This is a genomic window from Collinsella aerofaciens (assembly GCF_040926265.1).
Lineage (GTDB): Bacteria > Actinomycetota > Coriobacteriia > Coriobacteriales > Coriobacteriaceae > Collinsella > Collinsella aerofaciens_BB.
Map to the genome: position 1 here is coordinate 52390 of NZ_JBCOIL010000002.1, position 24385 is coordinate 76774.

Below are 24385 nucleotides of genomic sequence, written 5' to 3' on the forward strand. Positions count from 1 at the left end.
CTCTCCTACTTATCGTCGGGCTCGGTGACGCGCTTGGTAAACGAGAGCTTGGACTCCTTACCGGTCATGAGCTTTTTGATGTTCGCACGATGGGCCCACACCACGGTGATGCCGATCATCGCCATGCAAAACTTAAGTCCTAGGCTGCTGTACGGAAAGACCGCACAAGCGGCAATGGGAAGACCGATGGCCGCGGCAAGCGAGCCCACCGACACGAACTTGGTGATGGCGACGGCCACGATAAACATGCCCAGCAGCGACAGACCAATGGGCCAGTACCATGCGAGGATAACGCCCAGACCCACGGCGATACCCTTGCCTCCATGGAAGTTGAGGTAGGGCGAGAAGATGTGTCCCCACACGGCAGCCAGGCAAATGACGCCGAGCATCCAGTCGCCGGCGGCACCGGGAGCCATAATGCTCACGGGGAAGCCATAGCCCACGCTCGCAATGAGCGGACGCGCGATAAGGACGCAGATGGCGCCTTTAAGGCAGTCGAGCAGCAGCGTGAGTGCGGCCACCTTGGGGCCGGCCACACGCAGGGCGTTGGTGGTGCCGATGTTGCCGGAGCCCGCCTTGCGAATGTCGGTGTGGTTGAACACGCGGCCCAGGATCAGGCCAAACGGAATCGCCCCGATAAAGAACGAGACCACGGCGCAGATGGCGGTCAGAAGAATCGGATTATGCATCCTTTTGCTCCTTCTTCCTAAAGAAGAGTCGAATGGGCGTGCCGGAAAAATCGAAGGTCGAGCGCATGCGGTTCTCGACGTAGCGCTGGTAGGTGTCGTTGACCAGGTCGCTGTGGTTGACGAAGAACGTGAACGTCGGCGGGTTGACGCCCGTCTGGGTCACGTAGTGCATTCGCAGGCGGCGCTTGCCGTCCACCACGGTATGACCGAACTCGCGCAGGTCGGTAAGGAACGTGTTGAGGCGCGAGGTGCTGATCTTCTGCGAGCGCGTCTTTTCGGCGGCGTCTACCATTGCCCAGATCTTCTCGACGCTGCGGCCGGTCAGGGCAGAGATGCGCAGGTACTGGGCCCAGGGAGCCATGACGCCCAGACGGCGGTCTACGGTCTCCATGCAGGCCTCGCGCTTGCGGTCGTCGTCGAGCAGGTCCCATTTGTTGAGCAACACCACGATGGCGCAGCCGCGCTCGATGGCCAAGCCCATGACCTTCTGGTCCTGCTCGGTGACGCCCACGGAGGCGTCGACGACGAGCAGCGCCACGTCGGCGCGGTCGATGGCGCGCAGACCGCGGACCATGGAGTAGTACTCGATGTTCTCGTACACGGTGCTCTTCTTGCGAATGCCCGCGGTGTCGACCATGCGGTAGTGCTTGCCGTCGCGCTCGACGACGGTGTCGATGGCATCGCGCGTGGTGCCGGCGATGTTGGACACGATGGAGCGGTCGGCGCCCAGGATGCGGTTGAACAGCGAGGACTTACCGGCGTTGGGGCGGCCGATGATGGCCACATTCAGCGCATCGGGGAACGCGTCGGCGACCTCGTCCTCTTCCTCGGGCAACAGGGCTACGATGTCGTCGAGCAGGTCGCCCGTGCCGTGGCCGTGCAGGGCCGAGAGCGGCGTGGGCTCGCCGATGCCGAGGGAATAGAACTCCCAGATGTTGTCATTCTCGCGATCGGGGTTGTCGAGCTTGTTCACCAGCAGAAAGACCGGCTTGTTGCAGCGCTTGAGCATGCGGGCGACCGACTCGTCCTCCTCGGTGACGCCGGTGCGGCCGTCGACCACAAACAGGATGACGGCGGCCTCCTCGGCGGCGGCAAGGGCCTGGTCGCGGATGGACGTGGCAAAGACGTCATCGCTCTTGAGCGGCTCGATACCGCCCGTGTCGACGATGGTGAACTCGCGGCCGTTCCAATCGGCCGTGTGATACGAGCGGTCGCGCGTGACGCCGCGGGACTCGTGGACGATGGCGTCCGAGGTCTGGGCCAGGCGGTTAACGAGCGTGGACTTGCCCACGTTGGGGCGTCCGACGACGGCGACGATAGGTTTCATCTGCTCTCCTTTAATGGGTAGGGTCAGCGGGAATAGTTGAATTGGCGGGCGTTGTGCCAAGGATGTGCTCCAGGGTATCGAGCAGCTCATGCGGCATGGTCGATACCACATGAACTTCGGCGCCGCGACCGGTAAGGCTTGCGAGTAATTCGTCACGATGATACTCGTCAAGGGTCATACCATCGGCGTTGAACATGAGCTTAGGCACAAAGAGCATAACCCCCGACAGGTCTTGCGGCAGCTGCTCCAAGATGTCGCAGGCGACGATGAGGCCGGTCACGTCCACGTTGCCGCCAAAGTAACGGTTTTTGATGGCCGTGACGGTACCGGCAAGGCCCTGTGGAGACTCCACAAAGCGCGCTACGGTGTCGCGCGCGCTGGCACCGGAAAGGCATAAGAGGCGCTGGCTGCGCCCGGCGATTGCCTCGCGGACGCAGGCCAGACGCTCGGCGTCGGCGGCAAGCACGTCGTCGGTCTCGTCCAGATACGAGCGGATCATGCCGATGCCGTCGTAATACTGCGGGTAGCCGTCGTAGAAGTCTGCCTCGGGAGGATCGATGCCGGCGTCCAGATAGAACTCGTCGCTCATCTGGAAGGTGTGGCGGCCAAAGCGCTCGTAGGCTCGATCCTGGAAAGGACGAATCATGGCAATGGTCTCGCGCGCAAGCTCAGGTTTGTCGCTGTATGACCAGGTAAAGCGATTCTGGTGCTTGGTAAAGCCCAGCGGGACGATGCCCAGGCTCGTAATCTGCTCGTGCTCCTCGCAAAAGCGCAGGGTCTTTTGCAGTTCCTCGCCGTCGTTCATGCCGGGACACAGCACAATCTGCGCGTGAATCTCGATGCCGGCGGCCATGATGGCCTCGAGTACATCCATGCCGCGCTGGGCGTTGCGGCCCATCATACGGCGGCGGACGTCGGGGCTTACGGCATGGACCGACACGTTCATGGGGCTCATGTTGCGTTGGATGACGTTTTGAACATCTTCGTCGGTGAGATTCGTGAGCGTGACAAAGTTGCCCTGCAAAAAGCTCAGGCGGTAGTCGTCATCGCGAATATAGAGCGTTGAGCGGCCGCCCTTGGGCAGCATGGTCATAAAGCAGAACACGCAGGCGTTCACGCAGGTTCGCATGCCATCGAAGATGGGGCCATCGAACTCAAGGCCCCAGTCCTCTCCCGGGAAGCGGTCGAGCTCGACGGGGGTAACGCTGTTGTCGCGCGGGTCGAAAACCTCCAGTTCGACGGTGTCGTCGTCGGCCTCCCAGAGCCACACGATCATGTCGGTGAGCGCCTCACCGTTGACCGTGAGCACGCGCATACCCGGCTCGATACCCACATCCCACGCGGGCGATTCGGGACGCACGCTCTTTACGAGCGCGCCCTCACCCGGCTCGGGGTCGCGGCTGCGCCCGTAATCGGCCACCTCGGCGGCGTATGCGGGTACGGTCTGGTCCATGATTAGCGGCAAAGCTCCTTGATGCGCGTGACGGCGCGTTCGATGTGTTCTTGCGGGGTGGAGGCGCCGGCGGTGATACCGATGTGGCGCGCCCTGGCAAACCATGCGGCCTCGAGCTCGCTTGCCTCCTCGATATGATGCGTGTACTCGCAGGCGTCTGCGCAGATCTGCGCCAGGCGGCGGGTGTTGCCGGAGTTTTTGCCGCCCACTACGACCATGCAGTCGCAGCGGGCGGCAAGTGCGGCGGCGGCCTGCTGGCGCTCGCTCGTAGCGGCGCAGATGGTGTTGATCACGCGCAGTTCCTGCACACGCGGCGTGATGGCAGCCACAACCTCGGCGAGGTTCTGTGCGGTTTGGGTGGTCTGCACGACGAGGCCCACCTTGCCCTTGAGCGACAGCTCATCGGCGTCGGCGGCACAGCTTACGACCTGCGCATCATCGCCGGCGTGGCCCAGGATGCCCTCGACCTCGGGGTGGCCCGGCTCGCCCACGACTACCACGTGGTAGCCCTCGTGTACCAGGCGCTCGGCAGCCACGTGGACCTTTTTCACGTAGGGGCAGGTGGCGTCGACCACGGTAAGACCGCGATCGTGAGCCGCATCGATCACCTGCGGCACCACGCCGTGGGCGCGGATGATTACGGTACCGGACAATGCGTCGTCCAGGGTCTCGGCCAAGCCAATGCCGGCCTCGGCGAGCTCGCGCACCACGATGGGGTTATGGATGAGCGGCCCCAGGGTGTGGACCCGAGAGCCATCCCCCGTCTGTGGCGCGGCAGCCAGCGCCATGTCGAGCGCGCGCTGCACGCCGTAGCAGGTGCCGGCGTGGGCTGCGATCTCGATGGTGGGTGCGCCGTCCTGATCGGTCGCGGTCGCGGTGGTGCCCATAACGTTCTTGCTCATGGCTAGAACCTGCCCGGATGCTCGTTGCATAGCTCGTCGCGCATGGTGTAGACACGGTCCATGGCCTCGGATTCAAACCAGGCCAGACGCTCCGTGCGCTTAAGCCCGGCCGGTGCGTCTGAAAGCGAGATGGCCTTGCCGGCGCGGATCCAGCACTTCTTGGGTCGCATGATCTTTTTGCCCGCAGGCGTGATGTCGGACCAGCCACAGATGGCGAGGGGGTTGACGGGCGCCTTGCCCATCTGGGCGATGAGCGCAAAGCCGCCGTGGACCTCGGGCTTGATCTCGCGCGAGCGGATGCGCGTGCCCTCGGGGAAGATCAGGACGTCCTCGCCGCGCTGCAGCGCATGCTGGGCGGCACGCAGGCACTTCATGTCGGCGGTACCGCGCTCGACGGGAATGCCGCCCACGCGGCTAAAGGCCCAGCGCACAATTTTGCTCTTGGCAAACTCGGACTTAAAAATGGGGCGAATGCGGCGGCCGCCAAAGAACAGCGCCGTCTCTACAGCCAGGAGCTCGGCCATCGAGGTGTGGTTGCAGATGACCACGCTGCCGTGGCCTTCCTGGCGCTCAAACAGCAGATCGGCGTCCTCTACCTTCCAGCGCCACATGAGCTTTGAGAAAGCCCAAAGGATTGCCATGACCACGAAGACGGTGCCGCGGATGAGCGCGGGGAACTCGGCATAAGGGGCGTTGTAGTAATCCTCGGGCGTCTGCTTAAACAGGCGCATGGGCTACCTCCTTTGGTTGATGAGGTCCTCGATAATGTGGACGACCTCGTCGATGGTGTGGGCGGTGGAGTCGACATGCACGGCGTCCTCGGCGGGCACGAGCGGCGCGACCTCACGGCTGCTGTCGAGCTTGTCGCGCTGCTTGAGGGCATCGAGGGTCTCGTCGACCTCGGACTCGAGCTGCTCGGTGGTGAGCGGCTGCGCATCGTTCTGATGGCGCTGCAGCACGCGGCGACGGGCGCGCTCACGCGGGTCGGCGGTCAGGAAGACCTTGACCTGCGCGTTGGGGAATACGACGGTTCCGATGTCGCGACCCTCGGCGACGATGTCGCGGTCCTCGGCGGCGCGGCGCTGATGGATGAGCATGGCCGCGCGCACGCCCGGGTAGGCCGAGACCTTGGACACGTTGGCGTCGACCTGCGGGGTGCGGATGGCTGCCGAGGCGTCCTTGCCGTCGATGGTCAGGCGTGTGTCCTCGCCGGTGCCGTTGGTAAAGCGAATTTCGATTTGCTCGGCGAGGGCGTCAATGGCCGCCTCGTCGTCCAGGTCGATGCCGCGGTCGAGCGCGGCGAAAGTGACGGCGCGATACATGGCGCCCGTGTCGAGCTTGTTAAAGCCCAGCTGACGGGCGATCTCCTTGGCGATAGTGGACTTGCCGGAACCGGCGGGGCCGTCGATGGCGACGATCATGCAATGCTTCCTTTCGGTGGTTGACGTGCTGGTATGGGACGCGGGCGCTGCGGATTGATGGGCTGGCTAACTCGTGTAGCGCTCGCGGTAGGTGTTGCGCTTGGGCGCGGAGCCGTGGCTGCCGTGATGGCGCGTGCGACTCGCGGTGTTGGTCGCCGGCGCGGCGCCGCGCTTGAAGCTGGCCTGCTTGGGTGGGATACCGCCGGCCTTGAGGATTTGTACCTCTCGGTCGGTGAGCTCGCGCCACGAGCCCTTGGCCACGTCCTTGAGCTCCAGGCCGGCAAAGTTGCAGCGGTGCAGGCGAATCACCGGGTGGTGGATCTTGCTCAGCATACGCTTGACCTGGTTTTTACGACCCTCGCGGATGATGACTTCGACGGCGGTGGTTCCGGGCTTGACGCCCTGGGGAGCCACGGCTTCAGCCTCGCGTGCGGTGAAGACGCGGCAGATTGCCGGCTGGCATAAGCCGTCGTCGAGCTCGATGCCACGGCGCAGCGGCGTGAGGTCGCGATCGGTCAGGTTGCCGTCCACCAGCGCCTGGTAGGTCTTGTAGACGTGCTTGCTGGGGTGCAGCAGATCCTGCGACAGGTCGCCGTCGGTAGTAAAGAGCAAAAGGCCCGTGGTGTCGCGGTCCAGGCGACCCACCGGGAAGAGCCCCGGAAAGCGGTCGCGCGGAACCAGGTCGGCCACGCAAGGGCGCTCCTGCGGATCGCTCATGGTGGTGAGGTAGCCGGTCGGCTTGTAGAGCATCAGGTACACGGCACCCTGGTTGAGCTTGACGGGCATGCCGTCGACCTCGATATGGTCGCGATCAACATCGACCTTGGTGCCCAACTCGGTCGCGACCTCGCCGTTGACGGTCACGCGGCCGGCGGTCATCAGGTCCTCCGAACCGCGGCGGCTCGCCACGCCCGCGCGCGCCAAAAAGCGCTGCAGGCGCATGGTGTGCGGGTAGACGGGCTGGGCGTCGGACTTGTGCGCATCCGCGTTGGGCGCCACAGCGTCGGCACGTGTCTCCCCTGCTTCGTTAGACCTCGTCATGCGTATCCTCCGCAATGTCGTCAGTGGCCAGTGATTCCTTGCCACCGACTGCCTCGACATCGTCAATATCGGTATCGAGCAGCTCGCGCTCTTCGTCCAGGTCCTCGGCCTGCTCTTCGAGCGTGGACTGAATGCTGCGGCCGCTCAGGCGCTCGCGGATAAATTGACGCGACTGCTCGTCGGGGGCAAACTGCTCTAGATCGGGCAGGTCGCGGGTGGAGCGAAGACCGAACTTTTCCAAGAAGGCGTTGGTCGTGCCGTAGATGATGGCCTGACCGCGCTCGGGGTCGCGGCCGAGCTCGCGCACCAGGCCCTTGTCCACGAGCGACGCGATGACGCCGTCAGAGTTGACGCCGCGAATGCCCTTGACCACCTCGCGCGTGACGGGCTGGTGGTAGGCGATAACGGCCAGGGTCTCGAGCGCCGCCTGCGACAGCTTTTGCGTGTCCCAGCTCAGCACGTAGGCCTCGACCACGTCGTGGTAGGCAGGGTGTGTAAACAGGCGCCAGCCGCCGGCGACCTCACGCAGCTGAAAGCCGCGGTTGGCCTCCTCATACTCAACCTTGAGCTCGGCCAAAAGCGATGCGCACTCGCCGGGGGCGATATCCAGTGCGCCGGCCAGCGCAGGCGCACTCACGGGGTCGCTCGAAACCAGCAGCAGCGCCTCGAGGGCGCCTTTGAGGCTGTTTGCCTCCAGCGTGGAAAGGTTCGACATACTAGCGTCTCCTATTCGGTGAGCTCGGGGCCCTCGCCGGGAACGTATGCCTCGGCGCCCTCGACGCGGTTGATTTGAATGGTTCCAAAGATCTCGTCCTGGCTCATCGTGAGCGATCCGCGTTTGGCGAGCTCGAGCATGGCCAGGAAGGTGACCACGAGCTGCTCGGTGGTGGCGTCGCCGTCCAGCAGCTCGCGGAAGGTGCAGGTTTGGTGCGCCATGGTAAAGCGGTCGACCGAGGCCACCGTCAGGTCGAGCGGCACGCGATGCGGAGCCACGTGCTCGGCCTCCAGCAGGAAGGTCTGGCGCTTGCCGTCCAGGTCGGCGCAGATGACGGCCAGGCCGCGCAGGGTGATGCCGGCCAGGTAGTCGGGCATAAGGCCCAAGAACTCGGGGTCGGGGCCAGCCACGCGCGGGTGCATGCGGCTCTCGGCCTGCATGCGGGCACCGAGGGCCGCCGCCGCACCCTTAAACTGCTTGTAGGCGATCAGGCGCTGGATCAGGACCTCGCGCAGGGCATCGCCGTCGAGTGCGCTGAGTTCCTCGAGGTCTTCGTCGAACTCGTCATCGTCGACGGATTTGCTGGGGGCCTCTTGGGGCACCAGCGAGGCGGCCTTGATGTCCAAAAGGGTTGCCGCGACCAGCAAAAAGTCGCTCGCCACGTCCAAGTCCAGTGCCTCGATGCGCTCGACCTCGGCAAGGTATTGCTCGGCCACCTCGCTAATGGAGATAGCGCCGATATCTACTTTTTGGCGGGTTACCAGCTGCAGCAGCAGGTCGAACGGTCCGCTGTAGACCTGCGTCGACACGCGATACGACATCTTCGACCTCCTTTGACGGCGCCTTCGCGGCGCGGTTTGGGTGCATGTTACGACCGTTTTGCGCGGTCGACCTGTAAGTTTACCCTAGATGCCGGCGATTGCGAAGTTAAGCAGCTGCTCAGCGAGCGGATACACGGTAACGTCGAAATACCGGCCAATCACGTCGATGCCGGTCCACATAGGCAACAGGTACAGCACCAGGATGAGGATGGGCATGGCGTATTGCTGCAGGCGGTAGTAGTTAGAGAGCGCTTTGCCTTTGAGGAACGGCACGATGATCGACGAGCCGTCGAGTGGCGGAATCGGAATGAGGTTAAAGAACGCGAGCGACAGGTTGACCACAATAAAGGTGGCACCGAAGTTCATGATTTGGGAAGCCACAGCAAAGGACATGCTGGTGTAGAGGTTGCCGTATGTCGCGTGCATGAGAGCGGCCGCAAGGCATGCCAGCGCAATGTTCGATGCGGGGCCGGCCACGCTCACCAGGACCTCGTCGCGCTTGGGGTGCTTGAGGTTGTTGAGATAGACGGGCACGGGCTTGGCGAAGGCGAACACCGGGCCGCCGGCGGCGAGCATCAGCAGCGGCAAGAGAATGGTGCCAAACGGGTCGATGTGGTTGAGCGGGTTGAGCGAGACGCGGCCGCGCGAACGGGCCGTCTTATCGCCGAGTGCCCAGGCCGCGGCGGCGTGCGCGCTCTCGTGGATCACGATGCCCACGATGACGGCGGCGGCGCTGGCGAGCAGGTTCATGAGGTAGCTGCTGGACATGTCACTCCCCTAGCGGACGCGGCGCGAGGCGCGCGTAAGCAGGTAGTCGGCCACAAACAGGATGACGGCCACGATGGCGTAATCCAAGCGAAAGACACCGCCAAAGGGCGAGGTGATAACGCCGTAGCCGGCGATGGCGCTCGGCAGGGCGCGCGAAAGCTCAACGACAAAGCCCACGATCTGCAGCTTGGCGGTGAGGCCGCTGAAGCACAGCAGCACGGTCATCGCGCTCATAAAGATGCCGCAGATGCGACAAGCGATGGCTATGATGCTCATCGCCACGGCGGTGGCTTTACGAGAGTTCACGCGCGGTCTCCTCTTCGATCTGGGTGGAAAGCTCCAGCCATTCGTCCTCGAGCTTGGGCAGCTCTTGCTTAAGGCCGTTATATTCCCCCAGCGCGGCGTTGAACTTGTCCTGATCGGCATAAAGCTCTTCGCTTGCCATCAATTCCATAAGCTCGTCATAGCGGGCACGCTTTTTGTCCAGCTCTGTCTCGATCTTCTTGAGCTGGTTGCGCACACCCTTGAGCTTTTTGTTGAGCGCGGCACGGGCCTGGGCCTCGGCGCGCTTTTGCTCCTTGGTCTTTTTGCCCTCGGCAGGCTTGGGAGCCGCGGCTGGGCTGCTGGCCTGGGCGGCGTTGGCTTTGGTGGACTTGGCCGCGGCAGGTGCGCTCTCCCCTGCTGCCTCGGCGGCGGCGCGGGCAGCGAGGTCCTCGCGTTTGAAGAGGTAGTAGTCGTAGTCGCCATCGTAGACCGTGACCTTGCCGTCGCGGATGTCGATGATGCGGTTGGCCACAGCGCGCACCAAGTGCTCGTCGTGGCTGATCAGCACAATGGTACCGGGGAAGTTTTGCAGAGCGTTCTCGAGCATGTCCACCGAGTCGATGTCCAAGTGGTTGGTGGGCTCGTCTAGGCACAGGAGCGCCTCGGGCGCCACGAGCATCTTGGCCAGAGCCAGACGCGCCTTTTCGCCGCCGGAGAGGACTCGAACCTGCTTCTCGATGGAATCGTTGTCGCTAAACAGGAAGGCGCCCAGCAGGCTGCGCTGCTGCGGTACGGTCCACTTGGGCGTGACAGTGTCGATCTCTTGCAAGACGGTGTTGGACTCGGTCATGCCCTCGAGCGCATGCTGGGCATAGTAGGCGATGCCCACGTTGGTACCCAGGTCGCGCGTGCCGGTAGTGGGCGGCTCCAGGCCGGCGAGGATCTTCATGAGGGTGGACTTGCCGGCGCCGTTGGGACCGACGAGCGCCACGTGCTCGCCGCGGTAGAGTTTGAGGTCGATGTCGCTGTAGATGTGCTTGTCGCCGTAGGACTTGGAGACGCCCTCCAGGCTCACGACCATATCGCCGGAGCGCGGCGGGTCGGGGAACTTAAAGTCGATGTGCTTGTGGCCCTCGGGCAGGATGACGAGCTCCTTTTTGATCTGCTCGATCTTGCGGATGCGCTCCTGCGCCTGGGCGGCCTTGGTGGGCTTGTAGCGGAACTTGTCGACGAAGACCTGCATGTGGGCGATGTCGCGCTCCTGCGCGGCACGCTTGGCGCGCATCTGCTCCAGATTATCCTCGCGCTGCTTGAGGTAGCTGCTGTAGTTGCCGGTGTAGGTGGTCACGCGGCGGTTCTCGAGCGCGGCGACGTGGTCGACGCAGGCGTCCATGAAGGCGCGGTCGTGACTGACGATGAGTACGGCGCCGTCGTAGTTAGCGATAAAGCCGCGCAGCCACTGGACGCTTTCGAGGTCCAAGTGGTTGGTGGGCTCGTCCAGCAGCAGCAGGTCGGGGTGGCGCAGGAAGAGCTTGGCCAGCGCGATGCGCATCTGCCAGCCGCCCGAGAACTCGGAGCACGGGCGCTCAAAGTCGGTGACCTTAAATCCGAGGCCGGACAGGATCTTGCGGGCGTTGCTCTCGAGCTCGTAGCCGCCCAGGTGCTCAAAGCGGTCCTGGACCTGGCCGTACTCGTTAAGGAGCGCGTCGACGTTCTTGCCCTGCTCGGAGAGCTCGGTGATCTGGGCCTGCAGCTCGTTGGCGCGCTCGCCCATGCGGCGGATTTCCTTGGCGGCCGCCATGACCTCGGCAAGGATGGTGGTGTCCTTTTGCTCCAGGTTGGTTTCCTGCTCTAGGTAGCCTACCTGGCAGTCCTTGGCGTACTGGACCTGGCCGGCGTCGGGGCTGTCGATGCCCATGATGATCTTGAGCATGGTAGTTTTGCCGGCGCCGTTGGGTCCCACGAGCGCAAAGCGCTCCCCGGGGTTGATCTGGAAGGACGCGCCGCTAAAGAGGACGCGCGCGCCGAAGCTTTTTTCGATCTTGTCGACCAGGAGGATCATGGTGCCGCCTTTGACCTTGTGTGCCTATATGAAAAAAGGCCCCAACTTGCGTTGGAGCCTCATTCAATGCTCGGGTGGAGACGAGGGGGATCGAACCCCTGACCTCTTGACTGCCAGTCAAGCGCTCTCCCAGCTGAGCTACGCCCCCGTGCGAAGAAGTACTATACGGGAACTCCCCCGTCGATGCAAGGACAATTTTGGAAAAACTTTCCGGAGGCGCGGGCGCCGCTGGGACGAGAGCGCGGCGCGGACTCGAGGGCAAGGGACCCGCGATGCCGGATCCGGCCCGCGGGGCGCGCCCAGGGCATCTCGGGTTCCGCCGCTCGCCGGTTTTCGCTTCCACCCCACGGGCCGCCATCCGCCCAACGACCATCCCGCCGGCGCCGGGCCCATTATCGGGGCCAATCGCGCTCCCGCCGACCCGGCGATTTCAAAACCATGCCGGTTTACGGGGCCGGGCCGGGAACCCCCGAGCATGCCGTCATCGGTAAAATCAAAACCGCAGTTAGACGGCTTGCGCATTCCGTGAAATGCAGGGCATGGACGGCCGGTCCGGGTCCAGCCCCGTAATCCGGCATAGTTTTGAAATGGTTCTTGTCAACCAGCATTAACAATTACGTGGATTTGAACCGCAAACGTTTATCAAAGCAATTTGGCAGGCATATGGAGTGGGAACTATGGCAAAAAGAAGCCGGGCTATTTGCCCGGCTTCTCGATTCTTTGGTGGGCCCTCCGGGATTCGAACCCAGAACCCAGGGATTATGAGTCCCCTGCGCTAACCGTTGCGCCAAGAGCCCTTATAAAATGGCGTGTGCGATAGAGGCCAGCAAAACAGGTCCCTATCTTGAACCACGTCGAGAAATAGTACCATGCACGTGGCGCCCGTTCAACGCACGATCTTGTCGACCAGGAGGATCATGGTGCCGCCTTTGACCTTGTGTGCCTATATGAAAAAAGGCCCCAACTTGCGTTGGAGCCTCATTCAATGCTCGGGTGGAGACGAGGGGGATCGAACCCCTGACCTCTTGACTGCCAGTCAAGCGCTCTCCCAGCTGAGCTACGCCCCCGTGCGAAGAAGTACTATACGGGAACTCCCCCGCCGATGCAAGGACAATTTTGGAAAATTTCGCAGTCGCGGCGCGGGCCGCCATCCGCCCAACGGCCGTCCTGCCGGCGCCAGGCCCGTTACCGGGGCCGATCGCGCTCCCGCCGACCCGGCGATTTCAAAACCATGCCGGTTTACGGGGCCGGGCCGGGAACCCCCCGAGCATGCCGTCATCGGTAAAATCAAAACCGCAGGTAGACGGCTTGCGCATTCCGTGAAATGCAGGGCATGGACGGCCGGTCCGGGTCCAGCACCGTAATCCGGCATAGTTTTGAAATGACATTAATTCACTAACAGGCAAACTAGGTAGTTCTAGCGCCTTGTCGCCGACTAATTTCCGATTTCCAACCAGTTGCACAAAACATTTGCTCGCAGTCGCGTCTCGGCTGACTTCATTGCTTCAGTTTTGGCTTTATAGCGAATCCCTAAACGGTCGCAGACGCTCCTGACTATGGTGTCTAGCTGCTTTGAATCGTTGAGCATATCGTGAGTCACCAGGAATACATCGAATCCCATGCTCTGCAACGCAGTCATGCGCTCGGCATCGTGGTCAAGTACCGCGCCAGATCCATGGATGACTTCACCTTGGATCTCGATAATTACCGCCTTCATCAGGATTGGATTTACGATCACGATATCGCCGTAGCAAACCTTTTGCCCTGCGATGCTTTGGGCCGCCATGGATAGAGGGGTTAAATCGTTGAGGTACACGTATCTGAATCCTGCACCACCTAGACGTCGAGAACGACTTAGAAGCAGGACCCCAGCGACCTCGAGTGGAGACGCAGCAATGCCGATAACCTGCTGAGCGGCATCATAAAACTGCTTTCCCCACATTTGACTTTTGACCTTGTCGGCGAAACGATGCAGGTCGCTCAGTTCGATGAGCGGCTTTCTCATCCAAAGAGAAGTACCTTTGAGTTTCGTGAGCTCTCTTCCATCTTCACGCTTGCTCTTTTGGCCATCATTATCTGGGTCCTTTACGGTTGCACGGGCATAAACTCGTTTCCAAGGAACCTCGTCTTCGCCTTGTCCAAGTTCGAACAAATCCTGCGTGCTGGAATTGCGATTCTCCTCTACCGCCATTTTTAGCTGCATTTCGGCAGCGGGAGCCGGCTCGAAAACAGAAAACCAGCCGCATAGTTCGTACATAGCCAGTACGAGATCTATTTGGGACACAAAGCGTGTCATAGTAAATAACGTGTTAAGCGGATTGGTGACACTAAAGCCTAAATGAGTGTCGATTGTTGTGCCGGCATCCGATGCCCCTTCCCAGCGAATAGTGGAGCGCAATCCCGAGTGGTGATTACAACAACCTGGCGAAGCAACAGCGATAATTGGGGTCTTAAGGACGTCGGTTACGAAAGGGGGTTGGGATAGAGCTCGCCAGCCGTCTTCGGAGTTGGGTAGGCGCGGGTAGAGGCTGCGCACCTGCGGTGGGCAGCGCCAGTAGCGGAATGCGGTGTTTGCGCAGACGATTTCGTCCATTTGCGCCTCCCCTGGTATCGACCGTAGGTCATGCGGATTGTGATCATGGCCGATTATCTACCGGGACATCATGCGGGTAAGTACCGGAAGCAAACCAAAAGCTTGACGAGTTCTGCTGAAAAACCACCGTGTGATAGAAATCCGCTGGAAGGCGCTTTGGGCATGTGGTCCCTATCTCCACATTTGTGCTCGGATCACAGGGGGAATTCAATGAAAATACGCATACGTTTTATACAAAACGGGCAATGGCGTCAGCAAAAAGGATGCGATAAAAATTAGCGCCATAGACGACTACGATTTGTTTTTGGTGTCAGTTTTGGTGTCACCCTTGGTGTCAAAAAGAAAAAGGTCAGAGGCTTAATACCTCTGACCTGTACTTTAGATGGTGGGCGATACAAGATTCGAACTTGTGACCCCATCCGTGTGAAGGATATGCTCTACCCCTGAGCCAATCGCCCGTCGCCTTTCGGCAAAAGAGATACTATCATAGCCGCGCGTGGTTTACCAAGAACTTTTTGTCCCCGATTTTAAATTCGTGGGCGTAGGCCGCGCAACCGCAATCAGGGCAGCCGACAAACCAGCAGCTAAAATGCCCTTTATCGCTTGATCCACGAGGTCTCGGGTCGGCAGATAAGTCGCGCGTTGTTGTAGGCCATGTCGAGCGTGAGACAGGTGCGCGCAGCGTAGAAGCCATCCTCGCGCTGGATGGCCAGCGCCAGCTCGGGCTTGTCGCCGGTCAGGCACAGCGGCAACAGCAGTTGGATCCGGCCGCCGTAGAACTGCGGCACGGCGAGCGTGTAGTTGGCGGCGGCGCGGCGGGCGGCCTCGACGACGGCACCCTCAAAGGCGCGGCGCAGCAGCAGCGAGTTGCCCTCCCCCATAAGGCTGGCGGGAATGCGCGTCAGGTTCTCCTCGTCGCCCAGAATGTGGTCGATGTTGGAGCGGATGGGCAGGCGGTAGTCAAAGACCAGCTCGGAGGGGTCCTCGGCAAAGCGCACGCGGCATGGCAGGTACTCAAATGAGACCAGCATAGGGTCGCTTTCCTTAAAGAAACCCTTCAAAATCCAGCGCTGGCGCGCATCGGGCTTGGTGTTGGGCTCAAACAGACCGTAGATGGTCTCGTAACGGCGCGTGTACAGGCCGGTGTTAAACAGGCAGCGGTCGCCATCGAATACCAGCGGCAGGTTGGACGGTGCGGTCTGGTCCACGTCGCGTTCGGTCAAAAACACCGCGCGGCTAAACGAAAACGACAGGTAGTTTTTGAGGATGCGGTTGCTGGGGCCCCAGTCCTCGGGATCGGCGAGGTCGGCCAGGCGGTCGTAACAGGGCTCTGGGCAAAACGCGAAGTCGTACACATTGCTGCACAGGGTGCTTGGGATATCCATGTGGTGTCCAATCCATTTCATAGCTAGCGTTCGGATGCTTAAATTCTATACGTGCGATGCAATTTCGGGGAGCACAACACAGTGGCACTAGGAGTCGTACTCCAGGGCGATCGGCCGCCAGACGAGGTCTTCGATGGCGCAGTTTAGGGCATTTGCGAGCGCCAGTGCCGAGGAGACCGAGGCACGGCGTAGGTCGAGCTGGTTCTGCTCGTAGAGTTGTATGGCGCGAAGCTTAACCCCCGATTGGGCGGCGAGCTGTTTTTGCGTAAGTCCGGCCGCCTTTCGTGCCGCTTTGAGGCCCTTTTTGTCTGTCTGGGCGTTGTTCCATTTTTCGATGACAATCTGGGCGAACTTGTCTTCGGAGGCCTCGTGGAGCGGATGGTACGAGCCGATGATCCAATCGAGCGGGGCGACTTCGAGTAGCTCATTAAAGCCCAAGCTGTACATCAATTGCGTATAGGCCAAAACCCAGCCCGCCCAATACTGAGGCGAACGGTCGAACGGATAGGTCTCCCTGCATTCGACGGAAGTCAGTCCCGCATGGGCGATAATATCGCGCGCGAGCTCGTCGCCCGCCATGCCGCAGACGACGCGAGGCATACCGCGCTCAAACTGTTTCATCTCTAAAGCGTTCGACAGGATCGCCGTCAACTCGGCTGGAGTCAGCCCTTGATCACAGAGGGCAAAATCGACCGCCTCGCCCAGCGTTCTCATGGCATCCTCGAGATACATCTCACTGTAGGCGTGGGTCATCGCCCGTCATCCCCTCTCGAATGATATCGACGATACGAATTCCCTCAAATGGATTTTCGGCAAGTGGCTGCCGATATTCAATACTGGCTTCTAAGACTCTCCGAGTTCGGAAGTGCGGGGAAAGACCGAGTTCCGCCAACCAGACCCCGGTTATACCCTTTCATGACCTGCGGTTTTGACGCCAAAATTTGGTTTGTGCTCGGCTGGTTGCGATTTTTCCCCGCACTTCCGGAAATGGGCGTTATGGCTGTGTTGTGCACGGCAAGAGAAGCGCCGAGAAAAGGGCAATCAAGCGGCAGCCGGTAGTCTTGGGAAGCGTTATGGGTATTGCGGTGGCTGTAAGCCTTTACCGGATGAGGTCTGCCAGGCACAACTCGCCCTTGGGGATCTTCGAAAGTCGCTTGTATTCCCTGGCGGCTGCCGTAAGCGAGTCGGCATCCCAATAACTTTTGAGGAAGCCTTCCCTCTTTACCTCGTGCATGCCGAGCTCCTGTTTGCAGAAGTCGCTCGGTTTCATGCGTCCGCCGTGCCAGCGTCTCCACGAGCCCTCTCGAATAATGGCCAGCACCTCTATCTCGGGATGGGTCACGTAGCTAACCACCGGGAAGCGGCCGGCGTACAGGTTGCCGAGTTTGAAGCGTTCTTTCCTCGAGTCCAGCACCCTGACGATGCAGACTGGCCAGTCATAGTCTAAGTTGAGGTAGTTATCTTGGATATCGGAGGCTTTGCGCAGGCGGGTGACGTCCACGACGTCGGCCTCTGAAAAGACGAGCGCGTCCGCCTCGAGGAGAATGTCCACGGCCGCCTGTTCCGCTGTTCCCTCGCAGGAGATGATCGGATGATATCCCGCAAAGTGAAAACCGTTATCACCGCTCATCGGACACCTCCTCTGCGACGAGGTCTTTAAGCGCGCGCACGTCGGCGTAGCGCGGAGCGGTCCCCTTCACAAAGTTCGAGGCGAATACCTCCGATTTCTTGTTCTCGATGCGTTTCACGCGGTCGGCGTACTTCACCACGCGCGCACCGCTGTTGCGTCGGGCGAGAAAGAACACGTTGTCCTTGCGGTGCACGTGATCGAGGAGCTGCGGGTAGTGAGTCGTGAAAACCAGCGTCGCGCCGTTGGGGTTGGTCCCGCGGGCGGCAAACAGATCAAGCACGACGTTAACCAGTTGGCGGTTAAGGTGGTTCTCCACCTCGTCGACTAAAAGGTAGCCGCCGGAGCGCAGGACCCTCATTGCGCGCTGCACCAGCCCTAGGCCACGTACAGTGCCGGAGGAGAGTACCTCGGTGAGCCCCCGCTCGGAGATCGTGATGGGCTCGCGACCTGTAAACGTCAGTACGAAGGCGCGACCGGAGTCCCGGACCTCGAGGTGCTCGATGCCAGAGTCTAAAACACGAAGCACGTCGTCGAGACCGTTGAATTGCTCGGTGAGGCGGAAGCCACCGTCGCGCAATGCTATCGCTCGGATGCGATGGCCGAAGTCCTTGGCGAGCACAGCGGCTGCGACGGAAACGTCAGGCGGCGTAAGCGCCGCCCAAGAGTCCGGCATCTGAGCACGGTCGCACAGCGGGGACGCGAATTTCTCGATTTCGGCCCAGGATGCCAGGGTCGAGCGCTTGAGGGCCTTGGCTGGCAGCGAAGAAATCACCTCATCGGAGAACGTCAGCTCGGGACCGTCGTCGCCTCCTTCGACAGTCTGCAGCACCGACTCGAGCAAGTAAAGACGATCTGCGTGCCATATGACGCACTTGAGCTTGGACGGGCCGTCGAACGCGGCGGGGAACGTTGATGGGAGCCCGCCGCCGCGCGCCGGAGAGCCATCAACAATGCGGCAGGCGAGCTCCAGCAGGTTCAGTGCTGTTGTCTTGCCCGTAGCGTTAATGCCCGCCAGCGCAACGACGCTATTCACGTAGAGATGGTCCGCTAGTTCGAAAGCCGACTCATCGGAGGCCGTCACGCGGTCGGAGGCGAACAGGTCGATTTCGAATAACCCGTCTTCGAACATCGAGAGATGGTCGAAGCAAACCTTTAACAACTTCATCTCAAGCCTTTCGAATACTTGAAACAGAATTTATGGCTCAAGTATAACACATGAAGGATATCGCGAATTAAGCCTGCCACTAGGCAGAAAAGGCTTATCCGCATTGCCGACCTCGTCGATATGCAGGTTCAAATGCTTAGACATTTGATCAAATCGTACAAAAATGGCGAGGTACGTACCTCGCCGATCTGGCACCTCCAAGACGACAGTCTCTTCGGTGGTTAAATTCTCTCACGCTTCAGGAGCTTTTAGAGCTGCATCGATTAGATCGGCGCCGTTGTCGAAGCGACCGGACTCCCCCACCACTAAGAACGCATCACCTTCGCGAATGGCCTGGAGGGTCACCGGGCTGGGTTCTCTGGAAGGGAAAGGCCGCGGGCTGGTATTCGTAAGCTCCTCGTCCCGCTCATGTTGTTTCATAGATGCGCACCTCCTCCTGCTCGATGCTTTTGCGGAAAGCCGGGCGCATGCGCTCTGGCGGGTTGGTGACGACATCGACCTTTCGCCCAAGTTCCATCTCGAGCTCATAGAAGAGTTCGTAAAGCGTGCCGAACGTCATGGTGTTGCCGCAGACTAGGCGCAAGTCAATATCGCTATCAGGCGTCTGCTCGCCTCGGGCAAAGGAGCCAAATAAATACGCTTCGCTGACGTCGTATTGAGCGAGCACGCGGGTGGCGGCAGTGGATATGTCGGTAGTCGAAATCATGGGTTATTTACCGTTCAACAGTAGAACGTCAGAGGGCCAGCGCCGAAACCGCCGGCCCGGCTTTTTGACGTTCGGCGAGCTCGAAGATAAGTGGGGCATTTGATCTAACAAATTCTGTCAAGAAATTGAGATCATCAGCAGTAAATCCTTCGACGTTGAACCATTTGACTGCAGGCAAGAAGCATTCCGCATGGTCAAAGCCAAAGTCAACCGGGCGCTCGACGGCTACGCGAACGGTTCCGTCTTCTCTTGTCTCTGAGTAGGCAAACTGGGTGCCATCATCAAGCTGAACATAGCTCCAAAACATGGCTACCTCCTTAGTGTTTGCATTTGAGTATAAAGAACGAAGTGGATTTAACACGAGGTGAATTGAATTAATCCAATAAGACCCGAACCCTGCCGGCTGGCTGCACAAGCGATAGTCCTTGTTGCGGAAATGCATATGGCTGCACGATAGACATTGCATGCATGAAAAAAGCAACGCTCCCTTGCCGAAAGCGTTGCCCTTAAAGCTCCTACAGAGCTCTTGTATCACAGCCAAGTGCGTCGTACCGCATCAGCGGCGATATGCGGCGCTCAGAAGCACTGTCCCCAGCAGGAATAGCGTTAAGGAGGCAGCTATCCAGTAGCCGTCGCCGGTCTTGGGAAGCGCCGGTGTTGTTGCCATACTGGATTTGGGCTTGGTCGTTTTGGTGACTGTCGTCTTGGTAGCCGTTGTCTTGGGCGACGTAGCTGCGGGTTTCACCGCAGGATCCGTCGCCGGCCCCGCTCCGGGTTGCCCCGCAGCAGGCTCGCCCGTGCCATCCTCCGGCACCTTGCCGCCGGGTGTATCGGTCTCCCCCGCCGGAACGGTGGCGCCATCGGGCTCGATCGCCACATGCGTGGCCACGGCCCCACCAGCATCCACCACGCTGGCAGCGCCAAAGGCCCCGCCTGCGGGCGTCATAAAGTGCGCAGCCACGAGCGATCCGCGATCGCAGGCAACGCCGGCATCCGTACCGGTCGCATCCAGCCAGGACGCATCCGCGACAAGCGTCTCGCTCGCAACGTCAGCACCAAACCCCTCGTCGAGCAACCGCACGCCATAAAAGCGTAAACCCGCATCGGATCCCGCGCCCGCGGCAACAACGCGCCCGCCGCCGCGTACGGTCAAGCTGCCTGCGGCAATGCCGGCAACAGTCTGGTCAAGAACACCTGCCCCATCGGCCCTGGCATCCACCGCGCAGCCGTCCACCACCAGCGCCTGGGCCACATGGATCCCGCATTGCGAACCCGTCGCCGTGAGCGAGCCAGAGCCGCGAAGCGTAAGGTTTCCCCACACCTCCATACCGCTCATGGAAATGTCCGCATCGGGCGCATGCGTCTCGACCACGGAGTTTTGCCCCACAAGCGTCAGCACCAAGTCGCCGTCGGCGCCGATGGCCTCGCCCGCATAGCCGGTTAGCTCCAGATGGTCGGCAGCGGTCCAAGCCCACCCGGGACCCGAAACATCTGGCTCATAGTATGTGGAACCCGCAATGAACAGGCTGTCCGCGCCCGCGGCATAAGAAGGCCCGCCCAGCAAAACGCATAGGCAGGCCATGACAGTAAACAGGATGTAGTGTCGGCTAGTGTGGAACGCGGTAGCAAACATAACCGCTCCGATCTTCGCAAGAGCCAATGGAAGCTGCTCCAGAAAAATACCTAGTAGCAGCAGTTATTAGTGTAGCGAGATCAAGGCACGGGCAGGCTAAAAGCTTGTAATCGACCCCATAAATTAGGTGCAAATCGTTTTGCCAGTCGGTGAAAGGAGGGGCTGAGTCAAGCTTGAAATCGTAGATTACCACGGCACCCATTTGGCTTTTACGCGCTGCGGCCGTATGACATGAGCATATGCCGGGACCTGAATCATTAGAGCACTCACTGGCTACAATTCATAATTCTGCAACGTCGAATACTTGATAAGCGATTGATAGCGTGAGTGCCCTGATCGAACAGCTTTCTTGTAAAGCTTGATATATTTTTCAAATCCCTTTTGCACGGCGAATTCATTTCCGCGAAGGGCTTCGAACTCATTCTGGCGCAAGTGCGGACGCGTCTGTTGATTTATATATTCCGGCCGGTCAACTACAACAGCCTTCGAATAATCAATTCCGCACCTATTGTCAGGATCAGTAAAGAAGGCATATGCATGACGAATATGGGAGCGGAAAGGTATAGCCCAAATATGTCCCTCAATCTCGACCAAAAAGACGATATAAGGACGGTTCTGCTTTTGCTCCATCTCTTTGAACGGCGGGTTCGGATGGTCTCTGTAAAACGAGTCACTTAAGAATACAATTCGAGAATTCATGTAAACCTTCCAAATAAGAAAATGCCTCCAACCCAAAGAGATTGAAGGCATCTTCTCAGTGGGCTTTCTTTTGATTCCGTTGGTCGCGCCCTACGACCAAAATCTTCTCAGTGGGCTTTCTTTTGATTCCGTTGGTCGCGCCCTACGACCAATTTCTGATTTAAGTATACCCAAATAATGGAAGATATGATTAGGATTCCGAAAAATGAAGGATTGAATTATGCCTGAATCAGGCCGCTCACTCATGACCGTAAATATCCAGAAATTCAAATTCCCCTAGACAACTAACTTGTCTTCATGGCCAATCGCGCTACTTCGCTTATCGCAAGCAGTAGTTTCCATGCAAGCCTTCATCGGCCTTAGCTTTTGCCAACAAGCTGCACGGCATCAACTCTGCTTTGCCTAATCATCGGCATCAAGCCCTTCGGCCTTCTTGGCAATCTCAGCCAGACCCGGATTCATCTTCTCGCAAGCGCCATCCACGATCTTCTTCAAGCTTTCAAAGAAAGAGAAGGCTTTACGATCCTGCCTAAGTTCAGTCGTGGGTTCGAGGTAAATAGTCGTAGGTCTGTCGATTCCCACGAAAAGCGCCGAGTACAGCTTCCCTACGTTCAGCTTCGGATCTTCGATGTCGATGGAAAAGCCGCTAACCCCCTCGATCGCGATCTTACCATCCTTCAGCCCGACCTTATATGCCTTCTGATCCATAGCGCTTGAGTCGTTTCCTGACAACGTCAGCACCTCCTTCAACGGTTTTGGCTACAAGGTCAAGCACCTTGTAGTCGTCGCATTCGTATTCCAATGCCCCGCTCTTCACGTCAATTCTCCCATCTTCGCCGCGCGCGAGCACGATGACGTTATCGACGTCGAGGTTTACGACGAAGAGTGGGTTGTGGGTGATCATCAGCACCTGTCGGTTGGCGCTCATCCTCTTGAAGGCACCGAGGACGTGCTTCTTGATCGCCACCTGCGAGATCTGGTCCTCCGGCTGGTCAATAACGTAGACCCCCGTCTTAGCGTCTTCCTCCGCCAAAAGGTCGAAGTACAGGGTCCCGTACAGGCCGGGCGACGGTTCGGCGTCGATGCCTATGGACTTATTGGTGATTTTCCTTCTCTCGGTTACACGGTCAACTACCGCATGAAGCTTGCTGCGAATCTGCTCGTAGCACGTCGCCATGGAAGGTTTTTCACCTGTTACCGCTGCAGCTATTTCTTCCGTAGTCAGCTCGGTCTCGTACTGAATGCCATCCAGTAGAAGCGATAGTTTAGGCTTGTTGAATACCTCTCCGAAGACCGCTTTGCAATACGCCGCCCCTGTCTTGCCCGAAGAGAGCTCAGAAACAAAGATGAACTCACCCATGTAATTAGGAACGCTCACTTCAACAGGCGCGGCATAATCGATCTTCTTGTCGCGACGCTTCCTAGCAAGCAAAACAAGCTCGGCAATCCCATCGGATACGTCATCAAGCTTGGCCGAGTACGCATCGATGGCATTCTGTTCATCAGTTTTCGCCGACAAGAGCGACTGCTTCTCCTTTTTCGAAGCAGCCTTAACAGCCTTCACTTTCGTGTCGCCTCGTTCGTAGCTCAACCGATGTTTTTCAACAAGCTTCATGAGCTTGCGAACCGCCTCGATGGCCTCCTCATGCGCCTTGCCGGCAGCTGAACCCATTTCGTTGAAAAGATCGACATAGTCAACTTTCACATTGTCAAGGCCACTCTCGCAAGCTCGAAGCGCTGATTTGAGCCCATCGATGGCATCGAAAGAAACAGCCTTGGAAAAAGAAGAAATCGTCAGCCTCTCGGACTTCGGCAAGATGAGCAGCTCAATCTCATGTTTGTCGAGTCTGGCACGGGCGTCATTGAAACGGGCTTTAGATTCCAAAGCCTCAACGCACTCGCTGAAAAAACGTTTTAGCGAATCTTGCACAGAAGCTAAATCCACGTGGAGCTGAAAGTACTTACCGAAATAATCGTTCTGGCCCTGCCCCGAATGCAGTTCCTCAAGGGTTTTGCGTACGCTGTCCTGGTCGTCGAACTTGAACTCGGCCGCGACGGGGAGAAGGGTGTCGATGCTTATGCCCTCCTTCGCGCAATAGGCCTCGTACCCATCTGCCAGCTTGGAATCACCCACATGCCGGCAGCCGGTCAATCGATGAATCATCATCGACTTGCCGATGGAGTTGTCGCCGATGATCGCATTGATTCCAGGCGAAAGCGGTATGTCGAAGTCCTTGCCATCGACTGCCAGCCTCAACGAATCAAGCTTCGAGGAACTAGCGCTGAAGAACGAGCAGTCGCCGACCTTGATTCTCGAGGGGTCGGTGATCGCCATGAGCAGACCTTCGAAAGTTGGTAGGCATTTCAGGCTGGAGAACGAAATCTCACCGCCTTCTCTCCCTGGATAGGTCGCCCAATCATGGCAATCGCTCCCGACGACAAACGGGACGGCATTTTTGGAATAGGTCTTGATGAGCCTCTTGATGTCGAGCTCTCGCCGCTTGTTGCGAATTTCGACTGCATCGACAAACTCGGTCAAAATCACTTCGCTGGCGCAATCCGCGCCGAGACTGCTCACGTCCCGCTTCGCTTCCTGGCCGGCCGATTTCTCGTGCCCGATGAGGACGGCGTTGAGACCGATGTCCCTTAGGACCTTGGTGAAACCGTCTTCGGTGAAAGCGCCATTATTGAGATCGTCGTAGCGCGGTTTCCCGTTTTCATCACAGACGACCTCGGCGATACCGTCGATCAGATCGGGGTGCCGGTCATCGAAAATGGCAACGATATGGACGACGGTCGGCTCCTTGCCTCCGGCACGAATGGACACGCTGAACTCAATACCAGGAAGCACTTTGTTCAGGCAACCATCCCCCTCCCTCTCTTTCAAAGCGAAGTAGAGGTCTTTATCGAAGCAGTCGTGGTCGGTGATTGCGCACATGTTGATGCCATGCGCCTTCAAACCGCGAAGCAGCGCATCGACATGGCCTTTATCGCAGTCGGCAAGTTCCTTCTTGCCTTTGTCCTTTGTAGCGATACTTGCAGCAGAATGGATATGTAGATCGATTTTGGTTGGCTTCGTGACTATGCGTTCCAATTGCACCTCCTATGCAG

General features: G+C 59.4%; 24 protein-coding genes and 4 tRNA genes. All 28 read right to left on the reverse strand.

All coding sequences use genetic code 11. The features are described 5' to 3' along the window. Nucleotides 1-5 precede the first annotated feature (5 nt). Nucleotides 6-689 (reverse strand): glycerol-3-phosphate 1-O-acyltransferase PlsY, encoded by a 684-nt coding sequence (gene plsY, locus AB5767_RS00835; RefSeq protein WP_368131813.1) that lies wholly within the window; start codon nucleotides 687-689, stop codon nucleotides 6-8. Beyond that, entirely contained in the window at nucleotides 682-2016 is a 1335-nt protein-coding gene (gene der, locus AB5767_RS00840) for a ribosome biogenesis GTPase Der (protein ID WP_368131812.1), read from the reverse strand. Before der ends, plsY begins: the two co-directional genes overlap by 8 nt. A gap of 10 nt (nucleotides 2017-2026) precedes the next feature. Further along, nucleotides 2027-3469, reverse strand: coding sequence for a DUF512 domain-containing protein (locus AB5767_RS00845; protein WP_368131811.1), 1443 nt, complete (start codon nucleotides 3467-3469; stop codon nucleotides 2027-2029). A 2-nt stretch (nucleotides 3470-3471) separates the two neighbouring features. Then, nucleotides 3472-4371: a 4-hydroxy-3-methylbut-2-enyl diphosphate reductase gene (gene ispH / locus AB5767_RS00850; RefSeq protein WP_368131810.1), complete on the reverse strand. Its 900-nt coding sequence runs from the start codon at nucleotides 4369-4371 to the stop codon at nucleotides 3472-3474. Between the two features lie 2 nt (nucleotides 4372-4373). Further along, nucleotides 4374-5102, reverse strand: coding sequence for a lysophospholipid acyltransferase family protein (locus tag AB5767_RS00855; protein WP_368131808.1), 729 nt, complete (start codon nucleotides 5100-5102; stop codon nucleotides 4374-4376). 3 nt (nucleotides 5103-5105) lie between these two features. Further along, nucleotides 5106-5792 carry a (d)CMP kinase gene (gene cmk / locus AB5767_RS00860; protein WP_368131806.1) on the reverse strand — a complete coding sequence of 229 codons (687 nt, stop codon included), beginning with the start codon at nucleotides 5790-5792 and terminating at the stop codon, nucleotides 5106-5108. 66 nt (nucleotides 5793-5858) lie between these two features. Then, the gene (locus tag AB5767_RS00865) at nucleotides 5859-6833 is read right to left on the reverse strand and encodes a pseudouridine synthase (protein ID WP_368131805.1); all 975 of its coding nucleotides are present in this window, start codon (nucleotides 6831-6833) and stop codon (nucleotides 5859-5861) included. Next, a complete protein-coding gene (gene scpB, locus AB5767_RS00870; RefSeq protein ID WP_368131803.1) occupies nucleotides 6820-7548 on the reverse strand; it encodes an SMC-Scp complex subunit ScpB in 729 nt (242 codons plus the stop codon). The genes AB5767_RS00865 and scpB overlap by 14 nt, the downstream gene beginning before the upstream one ends. Before the next feature lie 11 nt (nucleotides 7549-7559). Next, the gene (locus AB5767_RS00875) at nucleotides 7560-8369 is read right to left on the reverse strand and encodes a segregation and condensation protein A (protein ID WP_368131802.1); all 810 of its coding nucleotides are present in this window, start codon (nucleotides 8367-8369) and stop codon (nucleotides 7560-7562) included. A gap of 84 nt (nucleotides 8370-8453) precedes the next feature. Then, a complete protein-coding gene (locus AB5767_RS00880; RefSeq protein WP_368131800.1) occupies nucleotides 8454-9137 on the reverse strand; it encodes a site-2 protease family protein in 684 nt (227 codons plus the stop codon). A gap of 9 nt (nucleotides 9138-9146) precedes the next feature. Continuing rightward, nucleotides 9147-9443, reverse strand: coding sequence for a hypothetical protein (locus tag AB5767_RS00885; protein ID WP_055250169.1), 297 nt, complete (start codon nucleotides 9441-9443; stop codon nucleotides 9147-9149). Further along, complete coding sequence (locus AB5767_RS00890; protein WP_368131798.1) at nucleotides 9430-11463, reverse strand: ABC-F family ATP-binding cassette domain-containing protein; 2034 nt, start codon at nucleotides 11461-11463, stop codon at nucleotides 9430-9432. Before AB5767_RS00890 ends, AB5767_RS00885 begins: the two co-directional genes overlap by 14 nt. 75 nt (nucleotides 11464-11538) lie before the next feature. Continuing rightward, nucleotides 11539-11611, reverse strand: a tRNA-Ala gene (locus AB5767_RS00895). Between the two features lie 573 nt (nucleotides 11612-12184). Beyond that, nucleotides 12185-12260: transfer RNA gene (locus AB5767_RS00900), tRNA-Ile, on the reverse strand. A gap of 197 nt (nucleotides 12261-12457) precedes the next feature. Continuing rightward, nucleotides 12458-12530 (reverse strand) — tRNA-Ala (locus tag AB5767_RS00905). Nucleotides 12531-12898: 368 nt separating this feature from the next. Then, the gene (locus AB5767_RS00910) at nucleotides 12899-14056 is read right to left on the reverse strand and encodes a putative endonuclease domain-containing protein (RefSeq protein ID WP_368131796.1); all 1158 of its coding nucleotides are present in this window, start codon (nucleotides 14054-14056) and stop codon (nucleotides 12899-12901) included. Nucleotides 14057-14439: 383 nt separating this feature from the next. Further along, nucleotides 14440-14514, reverse strand: a tRNA-Val gene (locus tag AB5767_RS00915). Nucleotides 14515-14652: 138 nt separating this feature from the next. Further along, entirely contained in the window at nucleotides 14653-15441 is a 789-nt protein-coding gene (locus AB5767_RS00920; RefSeq protein WP_368131794.1) for a DUF3825 domain-containing protein, read from the reverse strand. An 87-nt stretch (nucleotides 15442-15528) separates the two neighbouring features. Then, nucleotides 15529-16194 (reverse strand): helix-turn-helix domain-containing protein, encoded by a 666-nt coding sequence (locus AB5767_RS00925; RefSeq protein WP_368131793.1) that lies wholly within the window; start codon nucleotides 16192-16194, stop codon nucleotides 15529-15531. A 346-nt stretch (nucleotides 16195-16540) separates the two neighbouring features. Beyond that, a complete protein-coding gene (locus AB5767_RS00930) occupies nucleotides 16541-17071 on the reverse strand; it encodes a hypothetical protein (RefSeq protein ID WP_368131791.1) in 531 nt (176 codons plus the stop codon). Next, nucleotides 17061-18236, reverse strand: a complete 1176-nt coding sequence (locus tag AB5767_RS00935; protein WP_368131789.1) for an AAA family ATPase — start codon at nucleotides 18234-18236, stop codon at nucleotides 17061-17063. Before AB5767_RS00935 ends, AB5767_RS00930 begins: the two co-directional genes overlap by 11 nt. Before the next feature lie 231 nt (nucleotides 18237-18467). Continuing rightward, on the reverse strand, nucleotides 18468-18656 hold the full coding sequence (locus AB5767_RS00940; RefSeq protein ID WP_368131787.1) for a hypothetical protein: 189 nt from the start codon (nucleotides 18654-18656) through the stop codon (nucleotides 18468-18470). Beyond that, a complete protein-coding gene (locus AB5767_RS00945) occupies nucleotides 18643-18942 on the reverse strand; it encodes a nucleotidyltransferase family protein (RefSeq protein ID WP_368131785.1) in 300 nt (99 codons plus the stop codon). Before AB5767_RS00945 ends, AB5767_RS00940 begins: the two co-directional genes overlap by 14 nt. A gap of 28 nt (nucleotides 18943-18970) precedes the next feature. Next, the gene (locus AB5767_RS00950) at nucleotides 18971-19249 is read right to left on the reverse strand and encodes a hypothetical protein (protein WP_368131784.1); all 279 of its coding nucleotides are present in this window, start codon (nucleotides 19247-19249) and stop codon (nucleotides 18971-18973) included. Nucleotides 19250-19498: 249 nt separating this feature from the next. Next, nucleotides 19499-20575, reverse strand: a complete 1077-nt coding sequence (locus AB5767_RS00955; protein ID WP_368131782.1) for a hypothetical protein — start codon at nucleotides 20573-20575, stop codon at nucleotides 19499-19501. Nucleotides 20576-20848: 273 nt separating this feature from the next. Next, complete coding sequence (gene tenpIN, locus AB5767_RS00960; protein ID WP_368131780.1) at nucleotides 20849-21274, reverse strand: type III toxin-antitoxin system TenpIN family toxin; 426 nt, start codon at nucleotides 21272-21274, stop codon at nucleotides 20849-20851. A 402-nt stretch (nucleotides 21275-21676) separates the two neighbouring features. After that, nucleotides 21677-21982 (reverse strand): hypothetical protein, encoded by a 306-nt coding sequence (locus AB5767_RS00965; RefSeq protein WP_368131778.1) that lies wholly within the window; start codon nucleotides 21980-21982, stop codon nucleotides 21677-21679. Beyond that, nucleotides 21963-24368 (reverse strand): hypothetical protein, encoded by a 2406-nt coding sequence (locus AB5767_RS00970; protein WP_368131776.1) that lies wholly within the window; start codon nucleotides 24366-24368, stop codon nucleotides 21963-21965. The genes AB5767_RS00965 and AB5767_RS00970 overlap by 20 nt, the downstream gene beginning before the upstream one ends. Between the last annotated feature and the right edge of the window lie 17 nt (nucleotides 24369-24385).

What these genes read in the sequence shown, in the direction of transcription:
- plsY (WP_368131813.1), bottom strand. Translation starts at nt 689, where the DNA reads ATGCATAATCCGATTCTTCTGACCGCCATCTGCGCCGTGGTCTCGTTC.
- der (WP_368131812.1), bottom strand. Translation starts at nt 2,016, where the DNA reads ATGAAACCTATCGTCGCCGTCGTCGGACGCCCCAACGTGGGCAAGTCC.
- AB5767_RS00845 (WP_368131811.1), bottom strand. Translation starts at nt 3,469, where the DNA reads ATGGACCAGACCGTACCCGCATACGCCGCCGAGGTGGCCGATTACGGG.
- ispH (WP_368131810.1), bottom strand. Translation starts at nt 4,371, where the DNA reads ATGAGCAAGAACGTTATGGGCACCACCGCGACCGCGACCGATCAGGAC.
- AB5767_RS00855 (WP_368131808.1), bottom strand. Translation starts at nt 5,102, where the DNA reads ATGCGCCTGTTTAAGCAGACGCCCGAGGATTACTACAACGCCCCTTAT.
- cmk (WP_368131806.1), bottom strand. Translation starts at nt 5,792, where the DNA reads ATGATCGTCGCCATCGACGGCCCCGCCGGTTCCGGCAAGTCCACTATC.
- AB5767_RS00865 (WP_368131805.1), bottom strand. Translation starts at nt 6,833, where the DNA reads ATGACGAGGTCTAACGAAGCAGGGGAGACACGTGCCGACGCTGTGGCG.
- scpB (WP_368131803.1), bottom strand. Translation starts at nt 7,548, where the DNA reads ATGTCGAACCTTTCCACGCTGGAGGCAAACAGCCTCAAAGGCGCCCTC.
- AB5767_RS00875 (WP_368131802.1), bottom strand. Translation starts at nt 8,369, where the DNA reads ATGTCGTATCGCGTGTCGACGCAGGTCTACAGCGGACCGTTCGACCTG.
- AB5767_RS00880 (WP_368131800.1), bottom strand. Translation starts at nt 9,137, where the DNA reads ATGTCCAGCAGCTACCTCATGAACCTGCTCGCCAGCGCCGCCGCCGTC.
- AB5767_RS00890 (WP_368131798.1), bottom strand. Translation starts at nt 11,463, where the DNA reads ATGATCCTCCTGGTCGACAAGATCGAAAAAAGCTTCGGCGCGCGCGTC.
- AB5767_RS00910 (WP_368131796.1), bottom strand. Translation starts at nt 14,056, where the DNA reads ATGGACGAAATCGTCTGCGCAAACACCGCATTCCGCTACTGGCGCTGC.
- AB5767_RS00920 (WP_368131794.1), bottom strand. Translation starts at nt 15,441, where the DNA reads ATGGATATCCCAAGCACCCTGTGCAGCAATGTGTACGACTTCGCGTTT.
- AB5767_RS00925 (WP_368131793.1), bottom strand. Translation starts at nt 16,194, where the DNA reads ATGACCCACGCCTACAGTGAGATGTATCTCGAGGATGCCATGAGAACG.
- AB5767_RS00930 (WP_368131791.1), bottom strand. Translation starts at nt 17,071, where the DNA reads ATGAGCGGTGATAACGGTTTTCACTTTGCGGGATATCATCCGATCATC.
- AB5767_RS00935 (WP_368131789.1), bottom strand. Translation starts at nt 18,236, where the DNA reads ATGAAGTTGTTAAAGGTTTGCTTCGACCATCTCTCGATGTTCGAAGAC.
- AB5767_RS00940 (WP_368131787.1), bottom strand. Translation starts at nt 18,656, where the DNA reads ATGAAACAACATGAGCGGGACGAGGAGCTTACGAATACCAGCCCGCGG.
- AB5767_RS00945 (WP_368131785.1), bottom strand. Translation starts at nt 18,942, where the DNA reads ATGATTTCGACTACCGACATATCCACTGCCGCCACCCGCGTGCTCGCT.
- AB5767_RS00950 (WP_368131784.1), bottom strand. Translation starts at nt 19,249, where the DNA reads ATGTTTTGGAGCTATGTTCAGCTTGATGATGGCACCCAGTTTGCCTAC.
- AB5767_RS00955 (WP_368131782.1), bottom strand. Translation starts at nt 20,575, where the DNA reads ATGTTTGCTACCGCGTTCCACACTAGCCGACACTACATCCTGTTTACT.
- tenpIN (WP_368131780.1), bottom strand. Translation starts at nt 21,274, where the DNA reads ATGAATTCTCGAATTGTATTCTTAAGTGACTCGTTTTACAGAGACCAT.
- AB5767_RS00965 (WP_368131778.1), bottom strand. Translation starts at nt 21,982, where the DNA reads ATGGATCAGAAGGCATATAAGGTCGGGCTGAAGGATGGTAAGATCGCG.